Here is a 15,050-nt window from a genome sequence, read left to right on the forward strand (position 1 = left end):
CGTCATGACTCCACGACTCGATGCGATCGGCCTGGTCGTCGCCGATATGGCGGCTTCCCTCGCCTTCTACCGCCGTCTCGGTCTCGACATCCCCGCAGCGGCCGACAACCAGCCGCACGTCGAAGCGGCGATGCCCGGGGGCCTCCGGGTCCTGTGGGACACCGAGGAAGTGGTCCGCTCCTTCGATCCCGACTGGCAGCCGCCGCGGTCGTCCGGGCGGACCGGGCTCTGTTTCGTCTGTGCGTCTCCGGCCGAGGTCGACGCTACCTACGCGGCACTCATCGGGGCGGGTCACCAGGGCCACCTCGAGCCGTGGGACGCGGTGTGGGGGCAGCGCTATGCGACGCTGCTCGACCCCGACGGCTGCGAGGTGTCGCTGTTCGCCGCTGCCACGTAGGCGCTCATCGGCATCCCGGCGAGATCGCGCATCTCACGGGCGAGATGCGCCTGATCGGTACAGCCGGAACGCAGCGCCGCATCGGCGTACGGAGCGCCCCCGGTGACCAGGGCGAGCGCACGCTGCAGGCGGAGGATCCGGCCCAGCGTCTTGGGGCCGTATCCGAAGGCCTCGAGCGAACGTCGGTGCAGCTGCCGTGGGCCGAGACCGACCGCCGCCGCGGTGGCCGCCACCGAGCGGCCCGCACCGAGCTGCCGTGCGACGGACCTGAGCAGTGGATCCGGTGGTTCGGCACCCGCCGCGCGGCGCAGGGCGAGCGCCTCCAGCGCTGCGGCCGGATCGGCGGCCGTGTCGATCCGCTCGGTGTGCCTGCGGGCGTCGGCAGCGGGCCACAGGTCGGTCAGCTCGACGCGTCGGTCGCGCAGCTCGTACGCCGGTACGCCCAGAATCGCCGGCCCGGCCCCCGGTGCGAAGCGCACCCCGGCGTACCGGATGACGGAGGCGGTGTCCGTCGCGTGGGCGTGGGTGTCGGGGCCCGCGACCAACAGGGTGCCGTCGGTCCAGAGCAGATCCATGCACCCGTCGGGCAATACCGGACAGGCGTGAGGCCCCTGCACCGTGCGCGTCCAGACGACGGCACCCTCCAGCCGGGACGGCCACTGTGCGTACACACCGCCAGCCTATCGCCGGCGCTCCAAGTCCGGCCGGCTCAGTCGTGGTCCGGCCTGCTGCGTTCGTCTGTGCGTCTTTCGTCGGGCTTTCTGGTGCGCAACCGGGACGTGACGTCCTCCGGGGGCAGGAAGCGCGACCAGCGCTCGGGGAATTCGGAGGGCATGTCCGACCCGGCGTCGTCCTCGCCCTCGTCGGCTCCGCGGTCCCGGGCGCCCGGGGGGCTCGGTATGCCCAGGCGCCCGGACCCGGGCCGGGGGACATGGGCGGCGCGGGCGGCGGCGGTGGCCACCGAGGGCCAGACCCGGTCGATGGCGGCGTTCACCGCCGCGCCGACCAGCACCGCGAAGGCGGAGATGCCGATCCACAGCAGCACCGCGATGGGCGCGGCGAGTGAGCCGTAGATGGTCGGGCCCTCGACCTCACCGGTCAGATAGATCCGCAGGAGGAAACTGCCCAGGAGCCACATGCCGAGCGCCACCAGGGCGCCGGGGATGTCCTCTATCCAGGGTGACCGTACCGGCACCGAGACGTGATAGAGCGTGGTGAGGAAGATGATCGACAGGACGACGAGCACCGGCCAGTACAGGATCGCGACGACTTCCTCGCCGCCGGGAATGAACTCCACCACCCGGTCGGGGCCGACCACTGCCAGCGGCAGCACCACCGCACCGATCAGCAGCGCGACCATGTAGAGCAGCAGCGAGAGCAGCCTGGTCATGACAATGCCGCGCCGGCCGTCCAGGCCGTACATCACGGTGATGGTGTCGATGAAGACGTTGACCGCGCGGGAGCCGGACCACAGGGCGAGGGCGAATCCGATGGAGACCAGGTCGGGGCGCCTGCCGTGGGTGACGTCCTCCAGCAGCGGTTTCGCGAACTCGTGAACACCCCGGTCGGAGAGGACCGTACTGGCGGCGTTGAGGATGTTCTGCTCGAGGCTCGCGACGGTGTGCGTGTCCGTCCAGCCGTCGACGTAACCGAGCAGGGCGATCAGACTGAGCAGCAGCGGCGGCAGCGAGAGCAGCGTGAAGAACGCCGCCTCCGCCGCGAGTCCCAGAATGCGGTACTCCATGCATGAGTTGACGGTGTCCTTCACCAGCAACCAGGCCATCTGACGCTTGGAGACGTTGCGATAGAGGACTCTCGCGCGGTGGAGCAGGCCTGAATGCCGCTCCCCTGTTTCATTTGCTGCCTGCACGTCCTTACCGTAGCCCTATGGCAGCCATCACCCACACCGTGACCAACCAGCCTCCGCCCCTGGTGGGGCATGACGTCTTCGCCTCCGACCTCGCTCTGGCCGAGGCGGTGCAGCGGCATACCCCGCCGGAGATCCTCGAAGGCGTCCAGGAGGAGCTCGGTGTGCTCGGCCGGGCCGCTGGTTCGGCGCAGGTCCAGGAGTGGGGGGTGCAGGCGAACGATAACCCGCCGAAGCTGCGCACTCACGACCGGTACGGGCACCGGATCGACGAGGTGGAGTTCCATCCCGCGTGGCACCGGCTGATCGGCAAGGCCGTCTCCGCCGGGCTCACGGATGCCTGGGGCAGGCCGGGCGGCCATGTGCGGCGCGCGGCCGGGTTCCTGGTGTGGACTCAGGCCGAGGCGGGGAACGGCTGCCCGCTCTCCATGACGCATGCGGCGGTGCCCGCGCTGCGCGCCGATCCGGCGCTGGCCGCGGAGTGGGAACCGCGGCTCACCTCGCACGTGTACGAACAGGAGCTGCGGCCCGCCGGGCTGAAACCGGGCGCCCTGTTCGGGATGGGCATGACGGAGAAGCAGGGCGGCAGCGATGTGCGTGCCAACACCACGGCCGCGGTGCCGATCGACGGCGAGGGCGAGTATCTGCTCACCGGTCACAAGTGGTTCTGCTCGGCGCCGATGTGCGACGGCTTCCTGGTGCTGGCGCAGGCGCCGGGCGGTCTGACCTGTTTCCTGGTGCCCAGGGTTTTGGCGGACGGCACCCGCAACGTCTTCGCCCTGCAGCGTCTCAAGGACAAGCTGGGCAACAGGTCCAACGCGTCGAGCGAGGTCGAGTTCGACGGGACCTGGGCACGCCGGGTGGGCGAGGAGGGCAGGGGGGTGCGCACCATCATCGGGATGGTGGCGGCGACCCGGCTCGACTGCGCGGTCGGGTCCGCGGCCCTGATGCGGCAGGCGGTGGCGCAGGCGGTGCACCATGCCGGTCACCGCAGCGCGTTCGGTGGGGAGCTGATCGACAAGCCGCTGATGCGCAATGTGCTGGCCGATCTGGCGCTGGAGTCCGAGGCGGCCACCACGCTGGCCCTGCGGCTGGCCGCCGCGTACGACACCGATTCGGACGAGGAGCGGGCGCTGTTGCGGCTTGCGGTGCCTGCCGCGAAGTACTGGGTCACCAAGCGGTGCACCCCGGTGGTCGCGGAGGCCCTCGAATGCCTGGGCGGCAATGGCTATGTCGAGGAGTCGGGGATGCCCGGCTTGCTGCGTGAGTCGCCGCTCAACTCGATCTGGGAGGGCTCGGGGAACATCCAGGCGCTGGACGTGCTGCGGGCTCTGCAGCGGGAGCCGCAGGCGCTCAACGCATTCCTGCAGGAGGTCGGCAAGGCCCGCGGCGCCGACCACCGGCTCGACCGGGCGATCAAGGATCTGCTCACCGACCTCGCCGACCTGGAAGGCGTCGAGGCGCGGGCCCGTCGGCTGGTCGAGCGCATCGCGCTGGTTCTGCAGGGTTCGCTGCTGGTGCGCTGGGCGCCGCCGGCGGTGGCCGACGCGTTCTGTGCGTCGCGGCTGGGCGGTGACTGGGGCACGGCGTTCGGCACCCTGCCGCACACCCTGGATCTGGCGTCGGTCGTCGACCGGGCCGCCCCGTCGCGGGGCGCGTAACAGCCGGGGTCGATGCTGCGCCGACACGGCACCACCCCGGCTGGTGACCCAGGCTCGTCCAACCGGCCGTCCGGGCGCGAGGGTTGCAGACGGTTGCAGACGGTTTCGGACGGCAGGACGCGGACCGGAGCGGACGGAAAACGGCCGGACCGGATCTGCCGAGTGCCGTGCATCGCGGCCGTCGGGGATGCACCATGAACCACGGCACCTCGACGGTCCGCGCACCATCCCCAAGGAAGCCGCCCCGGAAAGAAGCCGCCCGGAAGGAAGCTGTCCAGAAGGAAGCCGGGAGACCTCATGAGGACCGGAGCCGCGAACGCCGCTGGTCCGACCGCCCCGCACACCCGGGAGACGGCGCGCGTCCTGCACGGCCAGTATGAAGCTGCGCTGTCGGGTGACCGCTCCGGTGCGGCGCCGCGTCCCGTCATCGATGCCTCCTGGCAGCGGATGCTGCGGATCGGCGTCGACCCCGACGGGGGCACCAGCAGCGCACTGCTGCGCCGGGAGGATCTGGAGCACCGTCGCAGAGCCACCCCGCTGGGCGAGGTGCTGCCGGCGCTCAGCGAGGGGCTGCGCTCGGCCGCCGACGCCTCGAGGCAGATCGTGGTCGTCACCGACGACGAGGGCCGGGTGCTGTGGCGCGACGGCAACAAGGCGGTCATCCGCCGGGCCAACGGCATCCACTTGCAGGAGGGCGCCGCCTGGAACGAGGAGTCAGCGGGCACCAACGCGATCGGCACCGTGCTGGCGGCCGGCCGACCCGTGCAGGTGCACTCGGCCGAACACTTCATCCGTACCCTGCACCACTGGACCTGTTCGGCCGCGCCCGTCCATGACCCGCGGGACGGGCGGCTGCTCGGCGTGATCGATGTCAGCGGGCCCGACTCGTCGTTCCACCCGTCCTTGCTGGCGCTGGTCGATTCGGTGGCCCGGCTGGCCGCCGCGGAGCTGCGCAACCGGCATCTGGCCTCGGTCGACAGGCTCCGCTCGGTGGCGTCGCCGATCCTGAGCCGGGTGGGCGGCCGGGCCCTCGCGGTGGACGTCTACGGCTGGCCGGCAGCGGTGACCGGGATGCCCCCCGTCGGCCGGCTGCCGTTGCCCAAGTCCTTCGCCGCGGGCCGGATGTGGCTGCCGTCGCTGGGCATGTGCGCGGTGGAGCAGTTGCCCGGCGGCTGGCTGATCCGGGTGGACGACGACAGGGCGGATGACGGGGTACAGGCCGGGCAGGTGGTGCTCGACCTGAGTGGCCGGCGGCGCTGGTCGGTGACCGTCTCGGGGCCGGCGGGTGACTGGACGCAGGAGCTGACACCGCGCCACGCGGAGCTGCTGTACGTATTGAGCCTGCATCCCGAGGGCCGTACGGCCGCCGAGCTGGCCGGCGACCTGTTCGACGATCCGACGCGGACGGTGACGGTGCGCGCTGAGATGTCGCGGGTCCGCCGCCGGCTGGCCGAGGTGCTCGCGCACCGTCCGTACCGTTTCACCGAGGGGGTGGAGGTCCGGGTGATCCGCCCCGAGCACCCGGCGGATCTGCTTCCGCACTCGACCGCCCCCGCAGTACGCAGGCAGGGCCCGCCCCCGGGCTGACGCCGGCCGCCGTGACGTTCCGGGGCCCCGCATGATTGCCTGGCTTCCATGAGCACCGTCACCGTGACCACCTGGTACCTGGAACAGACCTCGCCCGACGATCTGCGGTCGGCCGCCGAGCCGGATGGCGACATCCGGATCGTCCGGGCCGAGGTCGCGTCGCCCGAGTTCAGCCGGTTCCTCTACGCCTCGGTCGGCGGTGACATCCGCTGGACCGACCGGCTCGGATGGTCGTACGCGCAGTGGCAGGAACTGCTGGACCTGCCGGGCACGGAGACCTGGGTGGCCTACGACCGGGGCACTCCGGCCGGCTTCGTGGAGCTCGCACCGCACGATGACGGCGCCGTGGAGATCATGTACTTCGGGCTGCTCCCTGCCTTCCGGGGCCGCCGGATCGGCGGCCACCTGCTGACCTACGGTGTCCAGCGGGCCTGGGACCTGGCCGACCGCACGCCGGCACGGCCCGCGACGAAGCGGGTCTGGGTGCACACCTGCAGCAAGGACGGGCGCTACGCGATGGACAACTACCTGCGCCGCGGCTTCCGGCTCTTCAGGACCGAGACGGAAGAAGAAGCGGAGGTCGAGACTCCGGGCCCCTGGCCGGGGTCAGGGGTGTGACGCGGAGGCGGCCCCCGCCCGCTTCCCGCGTGACCAAGACCACACCGTCTCGCGATTCGGGACCATCTCGTCCATATAGTGGATAGTGGTGGACTGGCACGAGACCGTCGTGACACGCTTCCGTCATGTCTGGAACTGGAATTGCCTTGATTAGTCGACGCCACGTCGACCTCGGCCGCATGTCCAGCGCCATCTGTCCGGCGCGCTGATCCACACCAGCCACGTCGTTCCACCGCCGTCCCCGTCGTTGCGGACGCGCGAAGTATCCCACTGGGTCCACGCACCCCGCAGCCGCCGTGTCCTGCCATGAACGGGCAGGTCACAGGGGTACCTTCCGCCTGATCCGTTGCCCCCATGAGCCGCCACAGAAGGACCAACCACCATGGCCGCCAGTCCGGAAACACCTGCTTCAGCCACGCCGCGCCGCAAGGTGAGCCGTCACCGTGGTGAAGGCCAGTGGGCCCTGGGGCACTTCACCCCGCTGAACGGCAACGAGCAGACCAAGAAGGACGACGACGGTCTCAATGTGCGGACACGCATTGAGACGATCTACTCCAAGCGCGGCTTCGACTCGATCGACGGTGCGGATCTGCGCGGCCGGATGCGCTGGTGGGGTCTGTACACCCAGCGCAAGCCCGGGATCGACGGAGGCCGTACCGGCTTCCTGGAGCCCGAGGAGCTGGACGACGAGTACTTCATGCTCCGGGTCCGGATCACCGGTGGCCGGCTCACCACCGAGCAGCTGCGCGTCATAGGCGAGGTCTCCGAGACGTACGCGCGCGGCACCGCGGACATCACCGACCGGCAGAACATCCAGCTGCACTGGATCCGGATCGAGGACGTGCCGGCGATCTGGCAGAAGCTGGAGGCGGTGGGGCTCTCCACCACGGAGGCCTGCGGTGACACCCCGCGAGGCATGCTGGGCTCTCCGGTGGCGGGGGTGGCCGAGGACGAGATCATCGACGGCAGCCACGCACTGGACGAGATCGCCCGCCGCTACATCGGCGACCCGCAGTTCTCGAATCTGCCGCGGAAGTTCAAGACCGCGGTCTCCGGGTCGCCCCGGCTGGACGTGGCGCACGAGATCAACGACGTCTCCTTCGTGGGTGTCGTCCACCCCGACCACGGCCCCGGCTTCGACCTGTGGGTCGGCGGCGGCCTGTCCACCAACCCGAAGTTCGGCGTGCGGCTCGGCGCCTGGGTTCCGGAGGCCGACGTCCCCGACGTGTGGGCCGGTGTCTGCTCCATCTTCCGCGACTACGGTTACCGCCGGCTCCGCAACCGCGCGCGGCTGAAGTTCCTGGTCGCCGACTGGGGACCGGAGAAGTTCCGTCAGGTGCTCGAGGAGGAGTACCTGCACCGCAAGCTGCTCGACGGTCCGGCCCCCGAGCAGCCCACCCAGCAGTGGCGCGACCACATCGGCGTGCACCGGCAGAAGGACGGCCGGTTCTACGTCGGGTTCGCCCCGCGGGTCGGCCGGCTCGACGGCTCGCAGCTCGCCAAGGTCGCGGAGATCGCCGAGGTGCACGGCTCCGGCCGGGTGTCCACCACGGTCGAGCAGAAGCTGATCATTCTGGACGTTCCGGAGGACCGGGTCACCTCGCTGGTCGACCGCCTCGAGGCGATGGACCTGCGGGTCACCCCGTCGCCGTTCCGGCGCGGCACCATGGCGTGCACCGGGATCGAGTTCTGCAAGCTGGCGATCGTCGAGACCAAGGAGCGCGGCAGCGACCTCATCGACGAACTGGAGCGCCGCCTGCCGGAGTTCGAAGAGCCGATCACCATCAACATCAACGGCTGCCCCAACGCCTGCGCCCGGATCCAGACCGCCGACATCGGTCTCAAGGGCCAGCTGGTCACCGACGCCGACGGCAATCAGGTGGGCGGCTACCAGATCCACCTCGGTGGTTCCCTCGGTCTCGAAGCGTCCTTCGGCCGCAAGGTCCGCGGACTGAAGGTCACATCGGCAGAGCTGCCGGACTACATCGAGCGGGTGCTGAGGCGTTTCCAGGCCGAGCGTGCGGACGGCGAGCGGTTCGCCGCCTGGGCGGCGCGCGCCTCCGCCGAGGCGCTCTCGTGAGCGAGCGTGCCGCGCCGTTCTTCTGCCCGTACTGCGGGGACGAAGATCTGCGCCCCCACGAAAGCGGTCCCGGCGCCTGGGAATGCGCGGCATGCAATCGCGCATTCCAGTTGAAGTTCCTCGGGCTGCTGGCCCGTGGGCTCCAGCGCAACTCCGCGGAAGACGTTGAAGGGGACGGGATATGACGAACACTCTGGAGACCGACGATCCGAAAACGCTCGCCGAGCGGGCCGGCCGCGAGCTCGAGGGCGCGTCCCCGCTGGAGATCATCAAGTGGGCCGCGGACACCTTCGGCAAGCGTTTCTGCGTGACGTCCTCCATGGAGGACGCGGTCGTCGCACACCTCGCGTCCCGCGTCGTCCCCGGTGTCGACGTCGTCTTCCTCGACACCGGCTACCACTTCCCCGAGACGATCGGCACCAGGGACGCCGTGGCGGCGGTGATGGACGTCAACGTCATCACCCTGCTGCCCTGGCAGACCGTCGAGGAGCAGGACGCCGAGTACGGGCCGAAGCTGCACGACCGCGACCCCGACCTCTGCTGCGCCCTGCGCAAGGTCAAGCCGCTCGAGGACGGGCTGAAGAACTACGGCGCGTGGGCCACCGGCCTGCGCCGCGACGAGTCCTCGACCCGGGCGAACACCCCCGTGGTCGGCTGGGACGAGAAGCGGCAGAAGGTCAAGATCTCGCCCATCGCCCGCTGGACGCAGGACGACGTCGACGCGTACGTCGCCGAGCACGGGGTCCTCACCAACCCGCTGCTGATGGACGGCTACCCGTCGATCGGCTGCGCGCCCTGCACCCGCCGGGTCGAGGAGGGCGAGGACGCCCGGGCCGGCCGCTGGGCGGGACGGAACAAGACCGAGTGCGGACTGCACGGCTGATGACCACGGCTCAGAAGGACGAGGAGAACGAGATGACGACGGACCAGGGAGCCACCATCTGGCTCACCGGTCTGCCGAGCGCGGGCAAGACCACCATCGCCTACGGACTCGCGGACCGGCTGCGCGGCCAGGGCCACCGGGTGGAGGTGCTCGACGGCGACGAGATCCGCGCATTCCTCTCGGCCGGTCTCGGTTTCACCCGCGAGGACCGGCACACCAACGTCCAGCGGATCGGCTTCGTCGCCGAACTGCTGGCGTCCCACGGCGTCAAGGCGCTGGTCCCGGTGATCGCCCCCTACGCGGACAGCCGCGAGGCGGTCCGCAAGCGCCACCAGCAGGCGGGCACCGCCTACCTGGAGGTCCATGTCGCCACTCCGGTCGAGGTGTGCTCGGAGCGTGACGTGAAGGGTCTGTACGCCAAGCAGGCGGCGGGTGAGATCTCCGGGCTCACCGGGGTCGACGACCCGTACGAGGCGCCGGAGAACCCGGACCTGCGGATCGAGTCGCACCAGCAGACCGTGCAGGAGTCCGCCGCCGCGCTCCATGCGCTGCTCACCGAGAGGGGCCTCGCCCGATGACGACCGTTCCCGCCGCCACCACTGCCACTGACGGCACCGCAGGCGCCGAAGGCACCGACAGCCCGTACGCGCTCAGCCATCTGGACGCGCTCGAGTCCGAGGCGGTGCACATCTTCCGCGAGGTCGCGGGCGAGTTCGAGCGGCCGGTGATCCTCTTCTCCGGCGGCAAGGACTCCATCCTGATGCTGCACCTCGCGCTGAAGGCGTTCGCGCCCGCGGCCGTGCCCTTCTCGCTGCTGCATGTCGACACCGGGCACAACTTCCCCGAGGTGCTCGCCATCCGCGACCGTCTCGTCGAGCGGCACGGACTGCGGCTGCACGTCGCCTCGGTGCAGGAGTACATCGACGCCGGGAAGCTCCGCGAGCGGCCCGACGGGCTCCGCAACCCGCTGCAGACCCTGCCGCTCACCGAGAAGATCCAGTCCGAGCGCTTCGACGCGGTCTTCGGCGGCGGACGCCGCGACGAGGAGAAGGCCCGCGCCAAGGAGCGGGTGTTCTCGCTCCGCGACGAGTTCTCCCAGTGGGACCCCCGCCGGCAGCGCCCCGAGCTGTGGCAGCTCTACAACGGCCGCCACGCGCCCGGCGAGCACGTGCGGGTCTTCCCGATCTCCAACTGGACCGAGCTGGACGTCTGGCAGTACATCGAGCGCGAGCAGATCGAGCTTCCCGAGATCTACTTCGCCCATGAGCGCGAGGTCTTCAAGCGCTCCGGGATGTGGCTGACCGCAGGCGAGTGGGGCGGCCCGAAGGACACGGAGAGCGTCGAGACCCGCCAGGTCCGTTACCGCACCGTCGGCGACATGTCCTGCACCGGTGCCGTCGACTCCCGGGCCACCACCCTGGACGCCGTGATCACCGAAATCACCGCCTCCCGCCTCACCGAGCGGGGTGCGACACGCGCCGACGACAAGATGTCCGAGGCCGCCATGGAAGACCGTAAGCGCGAGGGGTACTTCTAAATGACCACACGTACCGTCCAGTCGGCCGAGGAGTCCTCGGCCACCACGCTGCTGCGATTCGCCACTGCGGGCTCCGTCGACGACGGCAAGTCCACCCTGGTCGGGCGGCTGCTGCACGACTCGAAGTCGATCCTCACGGATCAGCTCGAGGCGGTGGAGCTGGCCTCGGCGGGCCGCGGTCAGGAGACCCCCGACCTGGCTCTGCTCACCGACGGGCTGCGTGCCGAGCGCGAGCAGGGCATCACCATCGATGTCGCCTACCGCTACTTCGCCACCCCCCGCCGCCGGTTCATCCTCGCCGACACCCCCGGCCATGTGCAGTACACCCGCAACATGGTGACCGGTGCCTCCACCGCCGAGCTCGCCGTGGTGCTGGTCGACGCCCGCAACGGGGTCGTCGAGCAGACCCGCCGCCACGCCGCGGTCGCCGCGCTGCTGCGGGTCCCGCACGTCGTACTCGCCGTCAACAAGATGGACCTCGTCGACTACGCGGAGCCCGTCTTCGCCGCGATCGCCGAGGAGTTCACCGCGTACGCCGCCTCGCTGGGCGTTCCGGAGATCACCGCCATCCCGATCTCGGCGCTGGCCGGGGACAACGTCGTGACGCCGTCCGGCCGGATGGACTGGTACGGCGGTCCGACCGTCCTGGAGCACCTGGAGACGGTGCCCTCCAGCCACGATCTCAGCCACTGCCATGCGCGGTTCCCCGTCCAGTACGTCATCCGCCCGCAGACCGCCGAGCACCCCGACTACCGCGGTTACGCGGGCCAGATCGCCTCGGGCGCGCTGCGCGTCGGCGAGGCCGTGACGGTGCTGCCCTCCGGCCGTACGTCCACGATCGCCGCGATCGACGTGCTCGGGAAGAGCGCGGACATCGCCTGGGCCCCGCAGTCGGTGACCGTGCGGCTCACCGACGACCTGGACATCTCGCGCGGCGATCTGATCGCACCCAGCGGCGACGCACCGGTACCGACGCAGGACGTCCTGGCGACCGTCTGCCATGTGGCCGACTCGGCGCTCGCGGTGGGGCAGCGGGTGCTGCTCAAGCACACCACCCGTACGGTCAAGGCGATCGTCAAGGACATTCCCTCGCGGCTGACCCTCGACGACCTCTCCCAGCACCCGGACCCCGGGCAGTTGATCGCCAACGACATCGGCCGGGTCGTCATCCGCACCGCGGAGCCGCTCGCGCTCGACGCCTACGCCGACTCCCGCCGTACCGGTTCCTTCCTGCTGATCGACCCGGCCGACGGCACCACGCTGGCGGCCGGCATGGCGGGCGACGCCTTCGCCGTCACGGCCGAGGCTGTGGCCGAAGCGGTGTCGGTGCAGGACGAAGCGGGATGGGACTTCTAGTCGTGTCCCTCGACATTTTCGACATCTACGGCACCTTCGCGAAGGAGGGCGGCCGCATCGGCAGTGGCGCCTTGGGCTGCGGGCAGGGCGGGGTGGCGCGATGTGCGTGCTGACGTACGCGCACTGCCCGCGCGCCCGGAAGCCCCGCTCGCCGTACCCGTACCGACGAAGACCTGCCGACTGCCCGGACGCGCCCTGACGGACGCCCCGCCCCGGGCCACCGAGAGGAAGACCTCCCGTGCCTGCCACTCTCCCGCCACGCCCTGGCCGGCTGCGCCGCAGCCTCGCCGTCGCCGCCGCCCTCCCGCTGCTGGCCGTGGCGCTGACCGCCTGCGGTTACGGATCCCAGGCCGCCAAGGACGAGACGGGGAAGGTGCAGGTCGCCGCCGGGGCGAAGAAGCTCTCCGCCGACACGGTGCGGGTCGGCTACTTCCCGAACCTCACGCACGCCACCGCGCTGGTCGGCGACCAAGAGGGTCTGCTGCAGAAGGAACTGGGCGGAACACAACTCAGGGCATCGACCTTCAGCGCGGGCCCTTCCGAGATCGAGGCGCTCAACTCGGGCTCGATCGACATCGGCTGGATCGGCCCCTCCCCGGCCATCAACGCCTACACGCAGTCCAAGGGCAAGAGCCTGCGGATCATCGGCGGTTCCGCGTCCGGCGGGGTGAAGCTGGTCGTCAACCCGAAGAAGATCAAGACCCTGGCCGACGTCAAGGGCAAGAGGATCGCCACCCCGCAGCTCGGCAACACGCAGGACGTCGCGTTCCTCAACTGGATCGCCGACCGGGGCTGGAAGGTCGACGCGAACAGCGGCAAGGGTGACGTCTCCGTGGTCCGTACGGACAACAAGGTGACCCCGGACGCCTACTCCTCGGGTTCCATCGACGGGGCCTGGGTGCCGGAGCCGACCGCTTCGAGGCTGGTCCAGCGGGGCGCGAAGGTGCTGCTCGACGAGAGCAGCCTGTGGCCGGACAAGAAGTTCGTGATCACCAACATCGTGGTGTCGCAGAAGTTCCTCGGTGAGCACCCCGACGTCGTCGAGGCGGTGCTGCGCGGCTCGGTGAAGACCAACGCCTGGATCAAGGCCCATCCGGAGAAGGCGAAGGCGGCGGCCAACGCGGCGCTGAAGAAGCTCTCCGGCAAGGGGCTGCCCGCCGATGTCCTGGACCCGGCGTGGAAGTCCATCGAGACGACCGACGATCCGCTCGCGGCGACCCTCAACACCGAGGCGGCGCACGCGGTCAGGGCCGGTCTGCTCGACAAGCCGGACCTCGAGGGCATCTACGACCTGCAGCCGCTGAACAAGGTGCTCAAGGCCGCCGGACGGCCCGCCGTCCCCGACGCCGGCCTCGGCGTCAAGTAACCCGTATCCCCGTTCTGTTTCCCAGGAGGTGACGACCATGGCAACCGCACTCGCCAAGGCCGACGTCCGCACCGCGGTGACGCACGCGGCCCGTATCGAGCACGTGTCGAAGTCCTTCGGCGGACCCGCAGGGCAGCAGCTCGTCCTGGACGACATCACCCTCGATGTCGCGCCCGGCGAGTTCGTCACGCTGCTGGGGGCGTCGGGATGCGGCAAGTCCACCCTGCTCAACCTGGTCGCCGGTCTTGACCGGCCGACCACGGGGTCCATCGAGACCCCGGGGGGCCGGCCCGCGCTGATGTTCCAGGAGCACGCGCTGTTCCCGTGGCTGACCGCGGGCAAGAACATCGAGCTGGCGCTGCGGCTGCGGGGCACGCCGAAATCCGACCGGCGCGGCGAGGCCGAGCGGCTGCTCGGCCTGGTACGCCTCGACGGGGCGTACGGGAAGCGGGTGCACGAGCTGTCCGGCGGCATGCGGCAGCGGGTCGCGCTGGCCCGCGCGCTGGCACAGGACAGCCAACTGCTGCTGATGGACGAGCCGTTCGCGGCGCTGGACGCCATCACCCGGGACGTGCTGCACGACGAGCTGACCCGCATCTGGAGCGAGACGAGCGTGTCCGTCCTCTTCGTCACCCACAACGTCCGGGAGGCGGTGCGGCTGGCCGAGCGGGTGGTGCTGCTGTCCTCGCGTCCGGGCCGGGTGGCCCACGAGTGGACGGTGGACATTCCGCATCCGCGCCGGATCGAGGACACCGCGGTGGCCGAGCTCTCGGTGGAGATCACTGAACAACTGCGTGGGGAGATCCGCCGCCATGGCCAACACTGACGTCAAGGCCGACGAACTGGCCGGCCTCGAAGCGGGCCTGGACGCCCTGGACACGGTACGGATCGACCGAGTGCCGGTGCGCGAGGTGCTGGTGCGCAAGGTGCTGCCGCCGGTGATCGCGGTGGTGCTGGTCCTGCTGGTGTGGCAGGTCCTCATCTGGGCGCATGTCACCGACGACTACAAGCTGCCGTCGCCGTCCCAGGTGTGGGGCGAAGTGACCGACGCCTGGCTGCAGGGCACCCTGCTCGGTTACATCTGGACCAGCGTCTCGCGCGGTCTGCTCGGCTTCCTGCTGGCCCTGGTCATCGGGACACCGCTGGGCCTGCTGGTGGCACGGGTGAAGTTCGTACGGGCGGCCATCGGCCCGATCCTGTCGGGCCTGCAGTCGCTGCCGTCCGTCGCGTGGGTGCCGCCGGCCGTGATCTGGCTGGGGCTCAATGACACCATGATGTACGCGGTGATCCTGCTGGGGGCGGTCCCCTCCATCGCCAACGGCCTGGTCTCCGGTGTCGATCAGGTGCCGCCGCTCTACCTGCGGGCCGGCCGGACGATGGGCGCCACCGGCCTCCGTGGCACCTGGCATGTGGTGCTTCCCGCCTCGCTGCCGGGCTACCTGGCGGGGCTGAAGCAGGGCTGGGCCTTCTCCTGGCGCTCGCTCATGGCGGCCGAGATCATCGCCTCGTCACCCGATCTGGGCGTGGGCCTCGGCCAGTTGCTCGAACAGGGTCGGGAGACCAGCAGCATGTCGATGGTCTTCCTCGCCATCTTCCTGATCCTGATCGTCGGCATCGCGATCGACCTGCTCATCTTCAGTCCGCTCGAACGGCGGGTGCTGCGTAGCCGCGGCCTGCTGGTCAGGAGCTGAGACACGC

The 15,050-nt window shown here is 70.4% G+C and carries 16 protein-coding genes; 14 read left to right on the forward strand and 2 right to left on the reverse strand.

The features are described from left to right. Positions 1 to 4: 4 nt before the first annotated feature. A complete protein-coding gene (locus tag AB0M87_RS08550) occupies positions 5 to 397 on the forward strand; it encodes a VOC family protein (RefSeq protein WP_365851151.1) in 393 nt (130 codons plus the stop codon). Here AB0M87_RS08550 and AB0M87_RS08555 read toward each other — a convergent pair. Both AB0M87_RS08555 and AB0M87_RS08560 read right to left on the reverse strand, forming a co-directional pair. Continuing rightward, on the reverse strand, positions 337 to 1,068 hold the full coding sequence (locus AB0M87_RS08555; RefSeq protein WP_365851152.1) for a helix-turn-helix domain-containing protein: 732 nt from the start codon (positions 1,066 to 1,068) through the stop codon (positions 337 to 339). The two genes, AB0M87_RS08550 and AB0M87_RS08555, sit on opposite strands and share 61 nt — an antisense overlap. A 38-nt stretch (positions 1,069 to 1,106) precedes the next feature. Then, positions 1,107 to 2,267 (reverse strand): YihY/virulence factor BrkB family protein, encoded by a 1,161-nt coding sequence (locus tag AB0M87_RS08560; protein ID WP_365851153.1) that lies wholly within the window; start codon positions 2,265 to 2,267, stop codon positions 1,107 to 1,109. A gap of 17 nt (positions 2,268 to 2,284) precedes the next feature. On the opposite strand from AB0M87_RS08560, the gene AB0M87_RS08565 reads away from it, so the two are divergent. The 13 genes from AB0M87_RS08565 to AB0M87_RS08625 all read left to right on the forward strand — a co-directional run bounded on the left by AB0M87_RS08565 (position 2,285) and on the right by AB0M87_RS08625 (position 15,043). Beyond that, positions 2,285 to 3,925, forward strand: a complete 1,641-nt coding sequence (locus AB0M87_RS08565) for an acyl-CoA dehydrogenase family protein (RefSeq protein WP_365851154.1) — start codon at positions 2,285 to 2,287, stop codon at positions 3,923 to 3,925. A gap of 297 nt (positions 3,926 to 4,222) precedes the next feature. After that, positions 4,223 to 5,512: a GAF domain-containing protein gene (locus AB0M87_RS08570; protein WP_365851155.1), complete on the forward strand. Its 1,290-nt coding sequence runs from the start codon at positions 4,223 to 4,225 to the stop codon at positions 5,510 to 5,512. A gap of 48 nt (positions 5,513 to 5,560) precedes the next feature. Continuing rightward, on the forward strand, positions 5,561 to 6,130 hold the full coding sequence (locus tag AB0M87_RS08575) for a GNAT family N-acetyltransferase (RefSeq protein WP_365851156.1): 570 nt from the start codon (positions 5,561 to 5,563) through the stop codon (positions 6,128 to 6,130). Between the two features lie 125 nt (positions 6,131 to 6,255). Then, positions 6,256 to 6,339, forward strand: coding sequence for a putative leader peptide (locus AB0M87_RS08580; protein WP_365851468.1), 84 nt, complete (start codon positions 6,256 to 6,258; stop codon positions 6,337 to 6,339). Between the two features lie 173 nt (positions 6,340 to 6,512). Next, positions 6,513 to 8,210, forward strand: coding sequence for a nitrite/sulfite reductase (locus AB0M87_RS08585; protein ID WP_365851157.1), 1,698 nt, complete (start codon positions 6,513 to 6,515; stop codon positions 8,208 to 8,210). Further along, positions 8,207 to 8,395: a hypothetical protein gene (locus AB0M87_RS08590; protein ID WP_365851158.1), complete on the forward strand. Its 189-nt coding sequence runs from the start codon at positions 8,207 to 8,209 to the stop codon at positions 8,393 to 8,395. Before AB0M87_RS08585 ends, AB0M87_RS08590 begins: the two co-directional genes overlap by 4 nt. Then, the gene (locus tag AB0M87_RS08595) at positions 8,392 to 9,093 is read left to right on the forward strand and encodes a phosphoadenylyl-sulfate reductase (RefSeq protein WP_365851159.1); all 702 of its coding nucleotides are present in this window, start codon (positions 8,392 to 8,394) and stop codon (positions 9,091 to 9,093) included. Before AB0M87_RS08590 ends, AB0M87_RS08595 begins: the two co-directional genes overlap by 4 nt. Then, the gene (gene cysC, locus AB0M87_RS08600) at positions 9,093 to 9,671 is read left to right on the forward strand and encodes an adenylyl-sulfate kinase (RefSeq protein WP_365851160.1); all 579 of its coding nucleotides are present in this window, start codon (positions 9,093 to 9,095) and stop codon (positions 9,669 to 9,671) included. The genes AB0M87_RS08595 and cysC overlap by 1 nt, the downstream gene beginning before the upstream one ends. Beyond that, positions 9,668 to 10,630 (forward strand): sulfate adenylyltransferase subunit CysD, encoded by a 963-nt coding sequence (cysD, locus tag AB0M87_RS08605; protein ID WP_365851161.1) that lies wholly within the window; start codon positions 9,668 to 9,670, stop codon positions 10,628 to 10,630. Before cysC ends, cysD begins: the two co-directional genes overlap by 4 nt. Further along, entirely contained in the window at positions 10,631 to 11,986 is a 1,356-nt protein-coding gene (locus tag AB0M87_RS08610; RefSeq protein ID WP_365851162.1) for a GTP-binding protein, read from the forward strand. A 238-nt stretch (positions 11,987 to 12,224) separates the two neighbouring features. Continuing rightward, on the forward strand, positions 12,225 to 13,352 hold the full coding sequence (locus AB0M87_RS08615) for an aliphatic sulfonate ABC transporter substrate-binding protein (RefSeq protein WP_365851163.1): 1,128 nt from the start codon (positions 12,225 to 12,227) through the stop codon (positions 13,350 to 13,352). 37 nt (positions 13,353 to 13,389) lie between these two features. Beyond that, on the forward strand, positions 13,390 to 14,178 hold the full coding sequence (locus AB0M87_RS08620; RefSeq protein WP_365851164.1) for an ABC transporter ATP-binding protein: 789 nt from the start codon (positions 13,390 to 13,392) through the stop codon (positions 14,176 to 14,178). Beyond that, positions 14,165 to 15,043 carry an ABC transporter permease gene (locus AB0M87_RS08625; RefSeq protein ID WP_365851165.1) on the forward strand — a complete coding sequence of 293 codons (879 nt, stop codon included), beginning with the start codon at positions 14,165 to 14,167 and terminating at the stop codon, positions 15,041 to 15,043. The genes AB0M87_RS08620 and AB0M87_RS08625 overlap by 14 nt, the downstream gene beginning before the upstream one ends. Positions 15,044 to 15,050: the final 7 nt, after the last annotated feature.

It is taken from the genome of Streptomyces sp. NPDC051320 (assembly GCF_040682175.1).
Lineage (GTDB): Bacteria > Actinomycetota > Actinomycetes > Streptomycetales > Streptomycetaceae > Streptomyces.

Coding starts and splice junctions, on each gene's coding strand:
- AB0M87_RS08550 (WP_365851151.1), top strand. CDS start 5: ATGACTCCACGACTCGATGCGATCGGCCTGGTCGTCGCCGATATGGCG.
- AB0M87_RS08565 (WP_365851154.1), top strand. CDS start 2,285: ATGGCAGCCATCACCCACACCGTGACCAACCAGCCTCCGCCCCTGGTG.
- AB0M87_RS08570 (WP_365851155.1), top strand. CDS start 4,223: ATGAGGACCGGAGCCGCGAACGCCGCTGGTCCGACCGCCCCGCACACC.
- AB0M87_RS08575 (WP_365851156.1), top strand. CDS start 5,561: ATGAGCACCGTCACCGTGACCACCTGGTACCTGGAACAGACCTCGCCC.
- AB0M87_RS08580 (WP_365851468.1), top strand. CDS start 6,256: ATGTCTGGAACTGGAATTGCCTTGATTAGTCGACGCCACGTCGACCTC.
- AB0M87_RS08585 (WP_365851157.1), top strand. CDS start 6,513: ATGGCCGCCAGTCCGGAAACACCTGCTTCAGCCACGCCGCGCCGCAAG.
- AB0M87_RS08595 (WP_365851159.1), top strand. CDS start 8,392: ATGACGAACACTCTGGAGACCGACGATCCGAAAACGCTCGCCGAGCGG.
- cysC (WP_365851160.1), top strand. CDS start 9,093: ATGACCACGGCTCAGAAGGACGAGGAGAACGAGATGACGACGGACCAG.
- cysD (WP_365851161.1), top strand. CDS start 9,668: ATGACGACCGTTCCCGCCGCCACCACTGCCACTGACGGCACCGCAGGC.
- AB0M87_RS08610 (WP_365851162.1), top strand. CDS start 10,631: ATGACCACACGTACCGTCCAGTCGGCCGAGGAGTCCTCGGCCACCACG.
- AB0M87_RS08620 (WP_365851164.1), top strand. CDS start 13,390: ATGGCAACCGCACTCGCCAAGGCCGACGTCCGCACCGCGGTGACGCAC.
- AB0M87_RS08625 (WP_365851165.1), top strand. CDS start 14,165: ATGGCCAACACTGACGTCAAGGCCGACGAACTGGCCGGCCTCGAAGCG.